General features: G+C 65.8%; 16 protein-coding genes and 1 pseudogene. 6 read left to right on the top strand and 11 right to left on the bottom strand.

Annotated features, from left to right (window positions below; genetic code table 11):
- Positions 1-1149 precede the first annotated feature (1149 nt).
- Positions 1150-2157 carry a hypothetical protein gene (locus QX135_RS11315; protein WP_316179477.1) on the bottom strand — a complete coding sequence of 336 codons (1008 nt, stop codon included), beginning with the start codon at positions 2155-2157 and terminating at the stop codon, positions 1150-1152.
- A gap of 547 nt (positions 2158-2704) precedes the next feature.
- A complete protein-coding gene (locus QX135_RS11320; RefSeq protein ID WP_316179475.1) occupies positions 2705-3118 on the bottom strand; it encodes a DUF1801 domain-containing protein in 414 nt (137 codons plus the stop codon).
- Positions 3119-3230: 112 nt separating this feature from the next.
- Between QX135_RS11320 and QX135_RS11325 the strand changes: the two are divergent.
- Positions 3231-3404, top strand: a pseudogene (locus QX135_RS11325) (methyl-accepting chemotaxis protein); the annotation flags it as partial.
- Positions 3405-3739: 335 nt separating this feature from the next.
- Here the strand turns inward: QX135_RS11325 and QX135_RS11330 are convergent.
- Genes QX135_RS11330 through minC form a run of 4 tightly spaced genes read right to left on the bottom strand, consistent with a single transcriptional unit; the run spans position 3740 to position 6338 of the window.
- Entirely contained in the window at positions 3740-4513 is a 774-nt protein-coding gene (locus QX135_RS11330; protein ID WP_315736141.1) for a thioesterase family protein, read from the bottom strand.
- Positions 4514-4534: 21 nt separating this feature from the next.
- Positions 4535-4810 (bottom strand): cell division topological specificity factor MinE, encoded by a 276-nt coding sequence (gene minE, locus QX135_RS11335; protein ID WP_315716282.1) that lies wholly within the window; start codon positions 4808-4810, stop codon positions 4535-4537.
- Positions 4807-5622 (bottom strand): septum site-determining protein MinD, encoded by an 816-nt coding sequence (minD, locus tag QX135_RS11340; protein WP_315736140.1) that lies wholly within the window; start codon positions 5620-5622, stop codon positions 4807-4809. Before minD ends, minE begins: the two co-directional genes overlap by 4 nt.
- A gap of 20 nt (positions 5623-5642) precedes the next feature.
- Positions 5643-6338, bottom strand: a complete 696-nt coding sequence (minC, locus tag QX135_RS11345) for a septum site-determining protein MinC (RefSeq protein ID WP_315782957.1) — start codon at positions 6336-6338, stop codon at positions 5643-5645.
- 518 nt (positions 6339-6856) lie between these two features.
- Between minC and QX135_RS11350 the strand changes: the two genes are divergently transcribed.
- The 4 genes from QX135_RS11350 to QX135_RS11365 all read left to right on the top strand — a co-directional run bounded on the left by QX135_RS11350 (position 6857) and on the right by QX135_RS11365 (position 12596).
- Entirely contained in the window at positions 6857-7492 is a 636-nt protein-coding gene (locus tag QX135_RS11350; protein ID WP_315736138.1) for a hypothetical protein, read from the top strand.
- A gap of 45 nt (positions 7493-7537) precedes the next feature.
- Positions 7538-9148 (top strand): ABC transporter substrate-binding protein, encoded by a 1611-nt coding sequence (locus tag QX135_RS11355; RefSeq protein WP_316179473.1) that lies wholly within the window; start codon positions 7538-7540, stop codon positions 9146-9148.
- A 131-nt stretch (positions 9149-9279) separates the two neighbouring features.
- The gene (locus tag QX135_RS11360; RefSeq protein WP_315772714.1) at positions 9280-10812 is read left to right on the top strand and encodes an ABC transporter substrate-binding protein; all 1533 of its coding nucleotides are present in this window, start codon (positions 9280-9282) and stop codon (positions 10810-10812) included.
- A 212-nt stretch (positions 10813-11024) separates the two neighbouring features.
- Positions 11025-12596: an ABC transporter substrate-binding protein gene (locus QX135_RS11365; RefSeq protein WP_315736135.1), complete on the top strand. Its 1572-nt coding sequence runs from the start codon at positions 11025-11027 to the stop codon at positions 12594-12596.
- 82 nt (positions 12597-12678) lie between these two features.
- Here the strand turns inward: QX135_RS11365 and QX135_RS11370 are convergent, their stop codons facing one another.
- The 5 genes from QX135_RS11370 to QX135_RS11390 all read right to left on the bottom strand — a co-directional run bounded on the left by QX135_RS11370 (position 12679) and on the right by QX135_RS11390 (position 15971).
- Positions 12679-13647, bottom strand: a complete 969-nt coding sequence (locus QX135_RS11370; RefSeq protein WP_315812380.1) for a nitronate monooxygenase family protein — start codon at positions 13645-13647, stop codon at positions 12679-12681.
- Positions 13648-13790: 143 nt separating this feature from the next.
- Positions 13791-14417: a hypothetical protein gene (locus QX135_RS11375; protein WP_316179469.1), complete on the bottom strand. Its 627-nt coding sequence runs from the start codon at positions 14415-14417 to the stop codon at positions 13791-13793.
- Positions 14417-14998: a YqaA family protein gene (locus QX135_RS11380; RefSeq protein WP_315737020.1), complete on the bottom strand. Its 582-nt coding sequence runs from the start codon at positions 14996-14998 to the stop codon at positions 14417-14419. The genes QX135_RS11375 and QX135_RS11380 overlap by 1 nt, the downstream gene beginning before the upstream one ends.
- 69 nt (positions 14999-15067) lie before the next feature.
- Positions 15068-15469 carry a phosphoribosyl-ATP diphosphatase gene (gene hisE, locus QX135_RS11385; RefSeq protein ID WP_316179467.1) on the bottom strand — a complete coding sequence of 134 codons (402 nt, stop codon included), beginning with the start codon at positions 15467-15469 and terminating at the stop codon, positions 15068-15070.
- A gap of 103 nt (positions 15470-15572) precedes the next feature.
- Entirely contained in the window at positions 15573-15971 is a 399-nt protein-coding gene (locus tag QX135_RS11390) for a hypothetical protein (RefSeq protein ID WP_316179465.1), read from the bottom strand.
- 276 nt (positions 15972-16247) lie between these two features.
- On the opposite strand from QX135_RS11390, the gene QX135_RS11395 reads away from it, so the two are divergent.
- Complete coding sequence (locus tag QX135_RS11395; RefSeq protein ID WP_316179464.1) at positions 16248-17312, top strand: ABC transporter substrate-binding protein; 1065 nt, start codon at positions 16248-16250, stop codon at positions 17310-17312.
- Positions 17313-17365 lie beyond the last annotated feature (53 nt).

The raw sequence follows: 17365 nt of genomic DNA on the forward strand, positions 1-17365 counted from the left end.
CGACGGCAATCCAGACTCGCGGCTTTGCAATGCCGATGGAAGCTCTCGCCCGTAGCCGCCGCGCTCCGCTGTCGTCCCGGGCAAGCGAAGCGCGACCCGGGATCCATAACCACAGGGCAGCGTCGTAAGCGCTGACGTCGCGACCCGCGTGCCTCGACCATCGTCCTGTGATTATGGGTCCCGGCGTTCGCCGGGACGACAGCCTTTGTGTGGCGCGATACTCGCCACGCGATCCGCTGTCTCCAAACACCACTGAATGCGTTGCCCCCATTGCAGACATGACATTGCTACCTCGCGGCGCATCTGCGTCCGAGTCTTGCTGGTGTCGTTCCCCTCCAACTCACGGAGGGTGCAGGGAAGGCCAGGCCTCGACCGAGGCCTGCGGTCCGCGTGCAGCAAAAAAGCACGCGGCAGAACCACAGGTTCGGCCGGATAGACCCGGCCTTCCCTGCGCGATGGCTTTACGATTTATACGCAGTCTCCTCGGTGACCGGCTTGTTTGCCACCGTGGCGACAACGCGTTTCACGCGTTGCGCGGACCTCAGCGTCGGGAGGCCAGGACCCTGCGACTTCACCGTCCGCGACGTGGCGTACGTCGGCATGCCCAAAGCATGCTGCGCCCAATCGCGGCCACCGCATCCCACCCCAACGCATCGTGACGTTCGCGAAGCGCCCCTCGTCAATGAAGCGGGATGCGGAGAAGAGACCATTGATTTCGGAAAATGAAAAGTCGAATATTTTTCGCTCCGCATCTGGACAGCCCAAATCAGCTTGATCGCGCGAGCGAATTTCGTCTTTGCGCGCGCCGCTGCGGACGCCCGACCTGCGCCGGAAGGTATCGATGGGGAAGCAAGCCTGCTCGTCGGCCAAATCAACCTCGCTGCGGCACAACGAATCCCACGCGACGCGCAACAGAGGGCCCAACGTAAAGCCGGTCTGCACTCCGACCCGCTGTCGTGCCGAACAAGCGAAGCCGGACGATGTGCAGGCATCGGCGCGTTCGCGCGACCCAGGACCGATACCACAGGACGTGGCGAGCCCAGATGCATCAACGCGCGTGCCTCGAATATGGCCCTGGGGTTATGGGTTCCGGCGTTCGCCGGGACGACACTGATTTTGTCGAACGAGCGTCCGAACACGACAACCATCTCACAACGCCGCGAACGCAGCGCGCGACGGTGCGAGCGGCAACCAGTCCGGGATGCGGCGCTTGGCAAGCCAATACGGTCGCCACAGCCTGCGCCAGGTGGCGAGATCGAGCGGGGCCTGGCGCCATTTGATCCTGCCCGTCTCGATCTGCGGCAGGTCGTGCAGGTGCAGCCACCGCCGTGCGATCCACCACAGCTCGCGCGGCGCGGCGGCATTCCCGGGGCCTTCGAGCTGGATGATGTTGAGCAACGGATCATGACAATGGAGCCCGGTCTCCAACGTCGCGACCCGCTCGCCATTGCGCCGTACGCTCCACAGCCGCGAGCGGTTATGGGCGATGTCGTCGTCATAGGTGCGGACGCAGTTGCGCATGGCGACCGCTTCCTCGACGATGGCCGGGATGTCATCGAGCGGCCTGAATTCATAATCACCCACGCGGCCCGGGTTGAGCCACATGTTGCGGATCGGCCGCTGACCGATGTTGAGGTGCAGCGTCGTGTTCGCTCGCCAGGCGAAGGCGGCTGTCCGTGCGGCGTCGAGCTTCATGGCCGGAGTCCACGGCCGTTCGATGAGCTCGCGGCCGAAGCAGCTGGGCTGTCCCGAGAACCAGATCCACAGACCGAGCAGATGCATGTGATCGCGCTTCGGCGCCCGCAGGTACTCGCGAGCGATCCAGACGGCTGCGGCCTCATGCGCCAGCGCCGCCATCTCCGCCACGAGCTGCAGCCAGGTCGGCATCAGCTTCGGCGAGCGCGGCAAATGGTTGCCGATCTGCCGCCGGAACAGCTCGCCGTTTGGCAATGGTGGGATCGGACGGACGAACGCCTCCGGTGGCAGCTTGCGCAGCCAGAGCGGCAGACCGGCCGCGGCCGCCGCCTCGGCCAGCGGACGCCCCGCGATCACGCACGCGATCGCCCGCTCCGGATCGACATCCGGGCGCGGCACCGCCAGCGCGAACAGCAGCGCCGGAAAGCTGAGCGCGAGGTCGGCGAGATGAGGATGTCGCATCGCGCATGCGCGCACGCGGGATTGCAGACGAGACGAATAGCGCCGCAGCCGGCGTTCGCGCAGGTCGGAACGCTCCGGCTCCCGGCGGGGAGTCAGCAAGAGATTTGATGTCATGACACGACGGTTCAAGCGCAGGCCACGAGGGCCGCGGGCTTTTCGATGAGATGCGAAAGGGTCAAATCATGGCCGGGACAATCATCCCGGTCGGCCGCGTCAATGATCGCGCAGCGAGCCCGGGAAGCGCGTGAGTCTGGACATCGTCGCCTCCTGCGTTGAAGTTGGGATGCGCTGAACTAGCGTGTTTCTCGGCAGAGCGCAACCATGGCTGCCGCCTCCTCCCAGCCCGATGCACACGGGTCATCGTTGCGAAAGGTTGTCGGCGACCGGCACCGCCGTCGCGAGCCCTCCCGAAACGACGAAGCGATCCAGGCCTTCCAGACAGATGATTCGACTTGGCCCTGGATTGCTTCGCTGCGCTCGCGACGACGTGGTGAGTGAGCAGCGACCTGGATCGTTGATACTGACTGCGCGGAGCGATGCACCAGCCCTAGCGCTTCCCCTTCGTCATGTTCAGCGCCACCGCGGCGCGGATCAGCGCCATGAACGCCGTCTCATCGATCACGTCGCCTTCATGAAGGTCGATGGCGCGGCGGGTGTTGCCGTCGAGGCTGGCGTTAAAGAGGTCGGAAGGGTCCGGCAGCGAGGCTCCCTTGGCGAAGGTCAGCTTCACCGCGGCCTTGTAGGTCTCGCCGGTGCAGACGATGCCGGCATGCGACCATACGGGAACGCCGCGCCACTTCCACTCCTCGACGATATCGGGATCGGCCTGTTTGATGAGATCGCGGACGTAGCTGAGCGTGACGCCGCGCCAATCCCCGAGCTCCTTGATCCGGGCGTCGATCAGCTCCGACGGAGACTGGTTCCCCTCGCCGACGCTCGTAGCCTTCGTTGGTTTCGCCATGACGCTTGTTCCCATCCACCTGCTTGTCGTTCCACCTGCGTGTAGTCCGCGTCGTAGTTATACGACCATCTTGGCCTGCTCAAGTTTAGAGCAATATTGATAACTCCACGGCCAAGCGGCACAGTGCACCAACGAGGTGTCGTCCAACATCACCGAGGTGCAGCACGACGCCAGCGAAACCGGCTCGGCCTCGTCCCAGGTGCTGTCGGCGGCGCAGTCGCTGTCACAGGACAGCAACCGGCTGAAGCTGGAGGTGGGACGATTCTTGAACACGGTGCGGGCGGCGCAAGAGCGAAATCATTCGTCGTTGAACTCGTTCACTCGCGACAACGGCAGTGTGTTCCCTCTCCCGCTTGCGGGGGAGGGCTAGGGAGGGGGCCGCTCCAGCGGCGGTGTGCGTGGCGCCCCCTCTCCAACTCTCCCCCGCAAGCGGGGGAGAGGGCGCAGCGGAGCTTGGCGCGGGGTTGATCGGTTCACCCGGAAACGAAGCAGGCAACTGCCGATCACCGACCCAACTTAATAACACCTCGCCGCGGCGCGCCGTTGGAAACGAAGCAGCGCCGGTGCGGTGATCAGTTCGCCAACTCGCTGTGAACGCAATCCGGACGGCTGACCGCCCCCTCACCGCTTCTCGATCACGAGGCTCTGCACCACGCGGCCGAAATAGCCCCTGACATCACCCAGCCGCGCCATCGCCAGACCGGCGCCGTCCGGGCCGATCCAGCTTTCGGCATCGAGCAGGATCCAGTCGCCGACCGGCTCGCGGGCCATGTTCACGGTGAGGTCGGCGTTGAGGAAGGTGTAGCTGTGGAAGTCGAGAGCAGCGGAGGTGCCGTTGCAGAAGTCGCTCGCGACCACGGCGCGCATCGCCTGCGACACGGCGTGGCCTTCGACCAGCGGCCAGTCGACGCGGTACCAGATCGCGCCGGGTCCCTTGACGCCGAACCGGCCGCGCGCGGCGCGCAGGGTCATGCCGCGCACGAACGGGCTGGTCGAGAAATCCGCAGGCTCCGGCAACGCATCGTCAGGACCGACCAGATCGACCGGCAGCTCGCGGACATCGTCTGGAAGCGGCACGGCATCCTGCCTGATCTTGAGCACCGTCGCCGTGACCACCACCGTATCGCCGGCGCGCAGCCGCACCGCGCAGAGCTGGATTTTGCGGCCCTCGCGCAGCACCTCGGTCTCGATGAGGAGCTCTGCGAGCGGCACAGGGCGCATCAGGTCGATGGTGACGCGAGCGATGCGCATCGGCGACGTCGTCGGAATGCGCTCGGCAGCCCACACGGCCAGCGCCGACGGCGCGGACCCATGTTGCATGGTCGGATCCCACGGTCCCGCAGCATCGGAGCTGACGGCGACCCGATTGTCCGCGATGCGGAAGATCGGCCGCATCAGCGCGCGCCTCGCCACGTCTCAGCCGGCGCTGGCAAAGGCGCGGTCGGCGCCATTGGGCAGTTCGATGTCGACCTCGAGCGTCGAGACATGCTTTCCCCGATCCATGCGAACGATGACCTTGTCCGGATCGAGTACCACATGGCGCGAAACCACGGCGAGGATTTCCTCGCGCAGCTGCATCAGGAGATCGGGCTGTCCGCGCAGGCTGCGCTCATGCGCGAGCAGGATCTGCAGCCGCTCCCGCGCGACAGGCGCGGAGGCCGCACGCCCCGTAAAGAGCCGCAGCACGCTCATGCAGCCCTCCGTCCCAAGAGCAGGTTCATCAGGCCCTTGCGCTCGGTCGGGATCTGCATCTCGACTTCCTCGCCGAGGAGGCGGCGCATCGCATCGTGATAGGCGCGCGCGGGGGCGCTCGCGGGGCTGTTGAGCGTCACGGGACAGCCGACGTTGGAAGCGCGCAGCACGTCCTGGCTCTCCGGCACGATGCCGAGCAGCGGCGTCGCGAGAATCTCCAGCACGTCCTCGATCGACAGCATCTCGCCACGCGCGGCGCGGCCGGCATCATAGCGCGTGATGAGAATGTGCTTCTCGACGCGCTCGCCGTTCTCGGCGCGCACCGTCTTGGAATCGAGCATGCCGATGATGCGGTCGGAATCGCGCACCGACGACACCTCCGGATTGGTGACGATGACCGCCTCGTCGGCATAGCGCATCGCCAGCATGGCGCCGCGCTCGATGCCGGCCGGGCTGTCGCAGATCACCCAGTCGAACGTCTTGCGCAATTCGGCGATGACGCGGCCGACGCCGTCCTCGGTGAGCGCGTCCTTGTCCTTGGTCTGCGAGGCCGGCAGCAGCCACAGATTTTCCAGCCGCTTGTCGCGGATCAAGGCTTGCGGCAGCTTGGCGACGCCGTGCACGACGTTGATGAGATCGAACACGACGCGGCGCTCGGCGCCCATGACCAGATCGAGATTGCGCAGGCCGACGTCGAAATCGACGACGACGACCTTCTCGCCGGCCTGCGCCAGCGCCGCGCCCATCGCCGCCGTCGTGGTGGTCTTGCCGACGCCACCCTTGCCCGACGTCACTACGAGTACTTTCGACATGTCACGAATCCTCCTGCTACTCAGTTCAATGCAACGATCTTCATGGAATGACCTTCGAGCCGCGCCTGCGCGGCCCGGCCGCGCAACGCGGCGTCGATCTGCTCGGCCGTCTGGTAGTAGCCGTCGATCGCGACCAGCTCGGCCTCGATCTTCTGGCAGTAGATGCGCGCCGCCGCGTTGCCGTTGATGCCGGCCATCGCGCGACCGCGCAGCGCGCCATAGACGTGGATCGAGCCGCCGGCGACGATCTCGGCGCCCGACGACACCGCGCCGAGCACGGTGACGTCGCCGTCGGGAAACACGATCGACTGGCCGGAGCGCACGGGCTGGTCGAGCAAGAGCGACGTCGGCTGCTGCAGCTGTGGCTTCTCCGGCTCGATCTCCTGCACGGCGCAATGACGGCCGCCGGACAACAAGGGGGGCATGCCGAGCGACAGCCGGCCCTGCTCGACGCCTTCGAGCCCGAGCACGCGGATGTTGCGCGACTCGATGCTCTTGATGAGGTGCGTGATGGCGAGCGGGCTCAGATCCACCGCGGAGAGATCGAGCACGATCGGCTTGCCGACGAAGAAGCCGGGCGAGCCCGCGAGCGTTGCATCGAGCTCGCTGAGCCAGTCGGCAATCGGCACCACCGGCGAAAACACGAAGGCTACGTAGGAGCGCCCGCGCAGACGAATAACAGGACGCACCGTTTCAGCGCTGGCACTCATAACCATCCGACCCAACCTTCTTAGTGATTGGTTAACTGTCGGCGCCAGATGGTTAACGGATGGTTAAATCGACGCTAAGCCGCTCAAAAATCGACAGCGGCCCGCCCGACATAGTTCGATGATGATCGAATCAAGGCGCAATCTTGGCATCAATGAGACGCAATTCATGAGCATCTGCGTCAAGACCTATCATGCCTCATTTTAATCACATCATGATGATAACTTTAACGTACATATAATTCGGAACCGACGACTTTAGGAGGTTCCGATCGATTGACACTCGTCAGGGGGCGGGGCATGGGATCGATAGAGGCGCCCAAGGCACGGCAAACGTGCCACGGCGCCTTGCAGGAAGGGACCGCTGGCGTGCGATCGTTGATCGACGCGAAACGTCTGATTCTGCGAGTGATTCCGTGTGGACTGAAGTGGCAGACCTGCTCCCGCTCTTCGTTTGAAACTAGCTCTCATACGAACCGTGGCAGAAGCGTATCAGTTTCCGGAATCGAGCGTCAGAGGAGTAGCGTATGAGTTCGTTGAGTGAACAGAATCCGATGAACCCGCAGGACCCGCTGCACTACGCACCGCGGTGGCTGCGCGAACGTCCGGAAGCCGCGCGTCTATCTCTCGTCGGTGACAATGCCAAGGCAGCGGAGGCGGCCGAGCGTCCCGCTTCGGGACAGCAAGGACCGCTCGATGCTCGCCTGGAGACCGCCGTGTTCGAATCCCTTCGTCAGTCGCTGAATCCGCAGGTCATGCGCGAGCCGCCGGATCTGGAGCGCGAGCGCGACCGCCGCTCGGTCGTGTTCAAGGTGGCTGGCCGCTTCGCCGCTGCAACCGGCGTCGCCGCCGTCGTCGCGCTGTTCTTCGTCAACATCGTGCCGGTGTGGCGCCAGCCCGACGCGAGCTCGTCCTTCGTCGCCGCCGTGCAGTCGATGAAGACGCTGCCGCCGGTCGCCGCCGACGTGCAGGACGCCAAGGCGGACCAGACCAGCGCGCTGCCGGAGCGGGTCGAGCCGCAGGCTCCGGCGCTGTCGCAGTTCAAGTCGCTGCTCGCGGACGCTCCGGCGCCGACGGCAGAGGCCGACACTCCCGAAAAGCCCATGCTGCAGCAGTTCATGCAGTGGAACCAGAAGACGGGTCAGATGGAGCGGGTTCGCTAAACCCTCTACACGACTGATCCGACTTCCAACACATCACAGGCGACGATGATCGACGTCCTACCGCAGAAAGCGGCAGCACGCCGTCCGCTGGCTCATGCCCGTGTGGCAGCCATCCTGCTCGCGTCCCTCGTGGCCAGCGAGGCCGTTGCTGCGCCCGGCGAGAATGTGAGCGTGGCGCGCCAGCTCGGCGGCCGCGTCGGCCCGATCATTGGCGCCGCGCTCGCGTGCCGCGACATCGCCCGGCCGCGCATCCAAGCCATCATCGAGAAATTCCAGCTCGTCATCCGCGAGGCCGCCTCCAGCGAGGCCGACCGTGACGAGCTGACGCGCCTGCTCGACCGCTACGTGGCCGAAGGTCGCAGTCTCGTCACGTCAGGCCGGATGGATTGCGGCGGCGCCGATCGGCAGCTTGCCGATCTCGAACGATCCATCGCCGCGCCGCCTCCGGCGCGCGCGAACCTGCCCGCCGTGAGCATCGGACCTGCGACCGCGCAGGCCGCGACCGTACCGGCGCAACTGCTGCCGCCGGCCGGCAACGTGCGCGGAGTGACGCAGAGCGAGATCAAGCTCGGCATGGTCATTCCCTACAGCGGACCGGTGAAGGAGAGCGGCCGGCTGCTCAAGATCGGCGTCGAGGCGGCGTTCAATCGCGCCAACGAGGCCGGTGGCGTCAACGGCCGCATGCTGAAGCTCGTCACCGCCGATGACGGCTACGATCCCGCGCGCACGCTGGATGCGATGAAGCTGCTCTACGAGAAGGAGCAGGTGTTCGGCTATATCAGCAATTTCGGCTCGGCCACCGCCGCGGTCGCCATCCCCTACGCGCTCGAGCGCCGCACGCTGTTCTTCGCGCCCTATACCGGCGCCAACGTCGTGCGCCACGATCCGCCCGACCGCTACGTCTTCAACTACCGGCCGAGCTATGCCGAGGAGACCGACGCGCTGGTCCATTATCTCGTGAAGATGCGAAGGCTGCATCCGCGCCAGATCGTCGTGTTCGCGCAGAACGACGCGTTCGGCGACGCGGGCTTCGCCGGCGTGGCCAAGGCGTTCCGCACGCTCGGCGCCAGCGACAATTCGCTCGTGCGGGTCAACTACCCGCGCAACACGGTCGAGGTCGACGACGCCATCAATCAGCTGAAGCTGCTGAAGACCCCGGTCAAGGCGGTGGTGATGCTGGCGACGACGCGCGCCGCGGCCAAATTCATCGAAAAGGCCCAAGGCGTATTTCCGGGCGTCATCTTCGCCAACATCTCCGCGGTCGCGGGCTCGGCGCTCGCCAGCGAGCTGATGCTGCTCGGACCGCGCTACGCCGAGGGCGTGATCGTCAGCCAGACCGTGCCCGGCGTCTCCGGCTATTCGAGCCTGGTCCTCGAATACAAGAACGCACTTGCGAAATACGCCCCGGGCGAGCCGGCCGACTACACCTCGCTCGAGGGCTACATCGCCGCGAGCATCCTGATCGAGGGACTGAAGCGCGCCGGTCCGAACTTTGATACCGAGCAACTGGTCGAAACGCTCGAGAACATGCGCAACATCGATCTCGGCCTCGGCACGCAGCTCGGCTTCGGCCGCGCCGAACACCAGGCTTCGCACAAGATCTGGGGCACAGCGCTGGACGACAGCGGCATCTATCAACCCGTCGAACTTGAATAGGATACCGCTAGAGGCAAGACAGCCTCAACTACCACGACAAAAGAGCGACAGTGAAACCCGACATTAATTCGAAATGCCACGAATAGTAGAACGAAGAGGGTTGGAAACAAGCTGAGCAGGTGGAAGGTTCGATGGCCGTGCGTTGGTCCGCGTTGATCATCGGGAGTGTTTTCGCAGCTCCCTTGAGCCCCGCTTTGGCGGCGGCTCCCGACGTCGTCCGGGAGCTTGGCGGCCGGGTTGGGCCGATCGTGGGACAGGCGTCCGCCTGCCCGGACATCGCGCAGGGCCGGGTCCAGAGCATCGTCGACAAATTCCGCGAAGCCATCCGCCAGGCGACGAGCAATGACGGCGAGCGCGATCAGTTGACCCGCAGCTTCAATGGCTACATCGCCGAGGGCCGTAGTCGTACGGGCGCCTCGCAGGCGACCTGCGCCGCCGCGGAGCGGCAACTGACGGAGCTCGAACGCTCGCTCGGCCAGCCGGCTGCGGCGACGGCCCCGATCACACCCGTCAAGGCCGAAGCGACGACTGGCGCCGTCACCGCGGGCCCCGTGCGCGGCATCACCGATCGTGAGATCCGCTTCGGCATGGTCCTGCCGTTCTCCGGCATCCGCAAGGAGACCGGGCGTCAGATGCGCCAGGGCATCGAGGCCGCGTTCGCACGCACCAACGATGCCGGCGGCGTCAACGGGCGCATGCTCCGTCTCGTGGCGGCCGACGACGGCTACGATCCGAACCGCACGCTGGCGGCGATGACGCAACTCTACGACAAGGAGCAGGTGTTCGGCTTCATCGGCAACGTCGGCACCGCCAACTCGCAGGCGGCGATCCCCTATGCGCTGGAGCGGCGCACGCTGTTCTTTGCGCCGAACACCGGCGCAGCAGTGGTGCGACGCGATCCGCCGGATCGCTACGTCTTCAACTATCGGGCGAGCTACGCCGAGGAGACGGCCGCGCTGGTGCGCTACCTGATCAAGATGAAGCGCGTCTCGCCCAAGCAGATCGCCGTGTTCACCCAGCAGGACCCATTCGGCGACGACGGCTTTGCCGGTGTCGCGAAGGCCTACCGACAGTTGAACCTCGGCGAGGCCGTGACGCGCATCAACTATCCGCGCGCGACGATGGACGTGGAAGAGGCGGTCAATCAGGTCAAGGCGCACAAGCCGGGACTCAAGGCCGTCATCATGGTGGCGACCGATCGCGCCGCCGCGAAATTCATCGAGAAGACGCGCGACGCGGTGCCGGGCCTGATCTACGCCAACGTGTCCGCCGTCGGCTCGACCTCGCTCGCGACCGAGCTGAAGCTGCTCGGTCCGCGCTTCACCAACGGCGTCATCGTCACGCAGGGCGTGCCGGCGGTTTCGGGCTATTCGAGCCTCGTGCTCGACTACAAGAACGCCCTGGCCAAATACGCGCCCGGCGAGGCGCCGGACTACACGTCTCTCGAAGGCTATATCGCGGCGACGATCTTGATCCAGGCGCTGAAGCAGACCAGCCCGCTCGACACCGAGCGCCTGGTCGACACGCTCGAATCGATGCGCAGCCTCGATCTCGGCCTCGGCACGACGCTCGCATTTGGACGCGCAGAGCACCAGGCCTCGCACAAGATCTGGGGCACTGCCCTCGACGAAACCGGCACGTATCAGGCAATCGAACTTGAGTAGAATTAGCTTCGAAGGGGAAGAACTGGTGAAGACGTTTCGTTAGCAGGTCCTAAAGTATGATCGGAAAAAGGCGTGTCGGGTTACCGAAATGGTCATGCTCTTAGGAAAGGCTGGTCTGTGCATGGTGACGGTATTATGTCTTCTCCGTCGCAGACACGGCGTCAATTCACCAGGCGGAAGACCTGGATGGGGTCCAAAGTGGGATAGTGGCAATGAACTTTCGTTGTAGCGTGTTCTTGGTTGCGGCATTGCTCGCAACGCCCGCCAGCGCGGCGGGCACCAATGCGGATGTGGTGCGTAATCTTGCGAGCCGGGTCGGGCCGATCGTGGGAGCAGCATCCGCCTGTCAGGCGATCGACCAGGGCCGCGTTCAGGCCATTGTCGACAAGTTTCGCGAGGTGATCCGGGAGGCCTCCACCGGCGGCTCGGATCGTGACGAGCTCACCCGCGTCTTCAACGGCTACGTCGCCGATGGACGCAACCGCGTGGGGGCGGCGCAGACCGACTGTAACGCCGCGGGCCGCCAGCTCGCCGAGCTCGAGCGTTCGCTCGGGCAGAGCGCGCCGAGCCAGACCGCCACCAGCCTCGCCGGGGTGATCGCCCCGTCCGCGGCCGTGGCTGCGACGGCACCGACCGCGACGCTGCCGCCAGCGTCCACCACCAACGTGCAGGGCGTCAACGCCAACGAGATCCGCTTCGGCATCGCCGCTCCGTTCTCGGGCGCTGCCAAGGAGCTCGGCCGGCAGATGAAGATGGGCATCGAGGCCGCCTTCAACCGCGCCAACGACGCCGGCGGCATCGCCGGGCGCTCGCTGCGGCTCTATTCGGCCGACGACGGCTACGAGCCGTCGCGGACGCTGGACGCGATGAAGCAGCTCTACGAGAAGGACAAGGTGTTCGGCTTCGTCGGCAATGTCGGCACCCCGACCTCTGCCGTGGCGATGCCCTACGCCCTGCAGCGCCGTGTGCTGTTCTACGGCGCGTTCACCGGCGCCAACCTCCTGCGCAACGATCCGCCGGATCGCTACGTGTTCAACTATCGCGCCAGCTACGCCGAAGAGACCGACACCGTCGTTCGCTATCTGGTCAAGCTGCGCCGCCTGCCGGCCAAGGACATCGCCGTGTTCGCGCAGCAGGACGCCTATGGTGATGCCGGCTTCTCCGGTGTGGCCAAGGCCTTCCGCTCGCTCGGCCTTGCCGACACGGCCATCTTGCGCCTCAACTACAAGCGCAACACGGTCGACGTCGACGACGCGGTCAACCAGCTGCGGGCATTGAAGAACCCGCCCAAGGCGATCGTCATGGTCGCAACCTATCGCGCAGCCGCGAAGTTCATCGAGAAGACGCGCGATCTGTTCCCGCACATGATCTACACCAACGTCTCCTTCGTCGGCTCGACCGAGCTCTCGGACGAGCTGATGCTGCTCGGTCCGCGCTATGCCAGCGGCGTCATCGTCACCCAGGTGGTGCCGGCTGTCGGCGGCTATTCGAGCGCCGTGCTCGAGTACAAGAGCGCGCTCGAGAAGTACTTCCCGGGCGAGGCACCGTCCTACGTGTCGTTCGAAGGCTACGTCTCGGCCAACGTGCTGGTCCAGGCGCTGCGCCGGGTCGGCCCGCAGCTCGACACCGAGGCGCTGATCGACACGCTGGAGAACATGCGTGACATCGATCTCGGTCTTGGCGCCAAGCTCGGCTTCGGCCGCGCCGAACACCAGGCCTCGCACAAGATCTGGGGCACGGCGCTCGACGAGCGCGGCAAGTTCCAGGCGATCGAGCTGGAATAGCCCGCCCGCTTGTTGCGGCCTCAACAAAAAAAGCGCGACAGCCCTGGCTGCCGCGCTTTTCTTTTGTCCGTCGCGGAGCCGCTTAGAGCGGCGGATCGATCGCCTCGTCATATTCCTTCTTGAAGCGCGCGATCAGCTCGGCGGCGGGCAGCACGTCCTTGATGGCGCCGATGCCCTGCCCCGAGCCCCAGATCTCCTTCCACGCCTTCGGCTTGGCGCGCTCGCCCGAAGCATCGGTGCCGAAGCTCATCTTCGACGGATCAGAGGTCGGGAGATTGTCCGGATCGAGGCCGGCTGCGACGATCGACGGCTTCAGGTAGTTGCCGTGCACGCCGGTGAACAGGTTCGAATAGACGATGTCGTCGGCGCCCGAGCTGGTGATCATCTGCTTGTAGCCTTCGACCGCATTCGCCTCCTTGGTGGCGATGAAGGCCGAGCCGATATAGGCGAAGTCGGCGCCGAGCACGCGCGCGGCACGGATGGCGCGGCCGTTCCCGATCGCGCCCGACAGAGCGATCGGGCCATCGAACCAGCTCCGCGTCTCCGCCACGAAGGCAAACGGCGAGATCGTGCCGGCATGTCCACCGGCGCCCGCCGCGACCAGGATCAAGCCGTCGGCGCCCTTCTCGATCGCCTTGTGCGCGAAGGTCTGGTTGATGACGTCGTGGAAGACGATGCCGCCCCAGCCATGCGCCGCCCGGTTCAGCTCCTCGCGCGCGCCGAGCGAGGTGATCATCATCGGCACCTTGTACTTCTCGCACAGCGCGAGATCCTGCTCGAGCCGGTTGTTGGAGCGATGCACGATCTGGTTGACGGCGAACGGCGCCGACGGGCGTTCCGGATGCGCGCGATCATAGGCGGCGAGCTCCTCGGTGATGCGCGCCAGCCATTCGTCGAGCAGCGCGGCCGGCCGCGCGTTGAGCGCCGGAAACGAACCGACCACGCCGGCCTTGCACTGCGCGATCACCAGGTCGGGCACGGAGATGATGAACAGCGGCGAGCCGATCACCGGGATCGACAGGCGGCCCTTGAACAAGGCGGGCATGGACATGGATGGGAATTCCTCTTGCGTTGAAATGCGGAAACGCTCGTGATCGCGAGCATGCCCGACATCATGCCGTGATGGCAATTCGCTCGCAGAGGGACCGGAAAAGCCCGATCAGGGTCTTGCGTTGAGGCGCTGGCGTGCCGGCGTCATTGGCAGAGCGCCGAGGTCACGTAGGTGTCGGTGCGGCAATCGCCCGGCTTGCGCTGGCGACCGGGGATCAGCACCCTCGCCGAGCAGGTCTCCGCGGAATCGGTGTTGAGGCTCTTGCCTTCCTTGTAACCCTTGCCCTGGCACAGCCGGTCGGCGCCGAGCTTGCAATCCGGCGTGGCGTTGGCGGCGATCGGGCAGACCGAGCGGCCGGAGATCATGGTCGAGGGCTTGGTGAGCCGCGAGAGCGTGTCACTGGTCTCCTTCAGCACACTCGGTGCGGCGTCGCCGCCGTTCGGGGCAGCCGGCCGGTCGGCTTGCCGCGGCGGGCCTGCGGGGGCGCCGGCCATCTCGCCTTCGTTCGCGGGCGGCTCCGGCGTGGCCTCCGGACGCTTCAGCGGAATGACCGCCATCTTCTCGAACAGCTTGCCGAGCTCCTCCACCAGACCCGGATTGGAGGACGGCGGCGCAGGCTGGACGGCAGGCGCCTGCTGCGGCGGCTGTTGCGGCGCTTCTCGCAGCCCCAAGGAAGGCGTCGTTTGCGCCCATGCCGCGGCGGCGGAGAGAACCGAGACGACGACGAGCAGCGCCGCCCCTGCCCCCGGCCCCGGGCGCAGCGGCCGCATCAGATCAGCTTCACGGCGACGACGAAGCCGGCCACCAGCACGGCCGCGCCAATTGCCACCCACAGGCCGAGATGCTTCTCGATGCGCACCCTGATCCATTCGCCATAGCGGTTGAGCAATATCGCGGCGATGAAGAAGCGGCCGCCGCGCGCGATGATCGAGCAGACGATGAACAGAAACAGATTATAGCCGGCGAAGCCCGACGTGATCGTGACCAGCTTGTAGGGGATCGGCGTCAATCCCTTCACCAGGATGATGACGGCGCCCCACTCGGCATAGGAGGCACGGAACGCCTCGACCTTGTCGCCGAGGCCGTAGAGCTGGATCAGCCAATGGCCGAGCGAGTCGTAGAGCAGCGCGCCGATGGCGTAGCCGACCAAGCCGCCCGCCACCGACGCCGCGGTGCAGACGCCAGCGAACAGCCAGGCCCGCTGCGGCTTCGCCAGCGACATCGGGATCAGCATCACATCCGGCGGCACCGGAAAGAACGAGCTTTCAGCGAAGGCAACCGCGGCCATGATCCACATGGCATGCGGCTTGTGGGCGGCGTCGATACACCAGTCGTAGATCCGTCTGAGCATGCTGGCGATGAAGCAAACCGGGCAGGATTTGTCCATGGCCCATATGCCGGTCCGAATCGGAGCGCCACACTAGTGCCGCTTGCGGATGGTCCGGCTTTCGGCCGCGACGATCGGTCGCCCCGCCACCCGTCCGGGCGCGGCCTTGGCGACCTTCACCGGCGATTTCGGCAGCTTCTCGGCGATGCCGAGCAGCAGCTCGCGCCGTTCCATCTCGCGCCAGACGTCCTCGGGCTGAACATCGAGCTCGGCCCATAGCACGGCCAGATTGTAGATCAGGTCGGCGCTTTCGCGCACCACGGCCTGGGCGTCGCCGCCGACGGCATCGATCGCAACCTCGATGGCCTCTTCGGCGAGCTTTTTGGCCATCTTGGCCGTGCCCTGCTGCATCAGCTTGGCCGTGCGCGATCGCGCGGGATCGAGATCCCTGGCCGCCAGGACAGCGCGATAGAGCCGCTCGATCGAATCAGTCATCCCGCCACAATAGTTAAATTCGATGGTCCGCATATTAACGTTCGCGGCGGGCAAGAAAAAATCCGCCGGCGCGGGGCCGGCGGATCGTCTATTCGATCTCACATCACCAATGCGGGTGATGATAATAGCCGCCACCGTAATAGGGGCCGCCGCCGTAATACTGATAGCGCGGTCCGTAGCCGTAATAGGCCGGCCGGCCATAGTAATAGTTGTCCTCGTAGTAGGAACGGCGGTTCTGTGTCGCCGCGATGGCAAGTCCGGTGCCGACGATGCCGGCGAACGCCGCCGCAGCCGCCGCGCCGCCGTTGCCGCGATAGTGGCGCCGGCGCGCGCTGACATCGGTCACGCCGCCATCATTGGCCACCTTGGCGACGACGCCCTTGGCCGGCGCGGAGCCGGCAAAGGCGAGTGTCGGCTGCACGGCCGTCAAAGTCACCGCGGCCACCGTCGCCAGGACGGTAGCACGGCCAAAGCGTGAAAAACTTCCGCACTGTGCGATCATGTGGATCCTCCGTACAATCTAATCTCGCGTACCAACTCGCGAACTGCGTCCACAGTTCCCCTCGCGAAACCCGAAGTCGAAGCCGCAAATCGCCGCAGGCCTTGCTCATGGACCGTTCACATTCGATCCGACATGATCAGGCACCGCCGGCCCCGAGCGGCAGCGACACAGCGACATTGTCACGAAATTGACATATCGATCCCGCGACGGCCGGCGAACTGATTAGAATACCGGCGTGACAAGACCGGTACGGCCTGCGAATACCGGCGTGACATGATGTGCATGCGACGACCCGTCACCCTGCTTGCTTTGGCGCGCTTGGCGCTCCTGGCGGCCTTCGTGGTGCCCGCGTGGCTGTCAGATCACGAGGCCCTCGCAGAGGAGCCGAAACGTCCGGTCGCCGTCATGTTCGCGCTGGATCGGCCGCTCGATGGCAGCATGGCGCCGCTGGTCCTCGCCGCCAGCCGCGGGCTGTTCGCCACCGAGGGCGTGACCGTCACCATCACCACGGCCAAGGGCTCTCCCGATGCGATCGCGCGGGTGGCCTCCGGCGAGACCGACATGGCGCTCGCCGACATCAACGAGCTGATCCGCTATCGCGACGCGTCCAACAGTCAGCCGGTCAAGGCCGTGTTCGTGCTGTTCAACAGGGCGCCTTATGCGATCATCGCGCGCAGGAGCCGCGGCATCAACGGGCTCGGCGACATCGAAGGCAAGACGCTCGGCGTCGCCGAGGGCGATCTCTCGATCCGGCTGTGGCCGGCGGTCGCGCGGCACAACCATCTCAGGCCCGAGACCATCAAGCTCTCGCGCGTCGGCGCGGCCGTGCGCGAGCCGATCCTGTCGGCCGGCCAGGTCGATGCCGTCAGCGGCTTTTCCTATTTGTCGGCCCTCAATCTGCGCGACCGCGGCGTGCCTGCCGCCGATCTCGCGGTGCTGCGCTTCGCCGATTACGGCTGCGAGGCCTACGGCCACGCCGTCATCGTCAATCCCGGCTTTGCAGCCAAGCAGCCGGCTGCGGTGAAGGGATTCCTGCGCGCGCTGACGTCTGGCCTGCAGCTTGCCATCAAGGACCCTGCCGGCGCGATCGCCGACGTGGTGAGCCGGATGGATGACGGCTCGCGCGAGCTCGAGCTGCAGCGGCTGCAGAGCGTGCTCGTCGACAACGTGCTGACGCCGGACGTCCGCCGCGACGGCATCGGCGGCATCGATCCCGCCCGGTTCGAGCGGGCCCTCGACCAGCTCGCCGAGGACAGCAAATTCCACCACAAGCGTCCGCTACCCGCCGACATCTTCGACGACAGCTTCCTGCCGCCCGCCGACAGCCGGCTCGTCAACTGAGCGCTCGCCGCGGCGGCCGTTCCCTTGCTAACATGGCGCCGCGCGCACCCAGC

Origin of the sequence: Bradyrhizobium sp. SZCCHNR1098 (assembly GCF_032489375.1) — a bacterium.
In the GTDB taxonomy this organism is placed as follows: Bacteria; Pseudomonadota; Alphaproteobacteria; order Rhizobiales; family Xanthobacteraceae; genus Bradyrhizobium.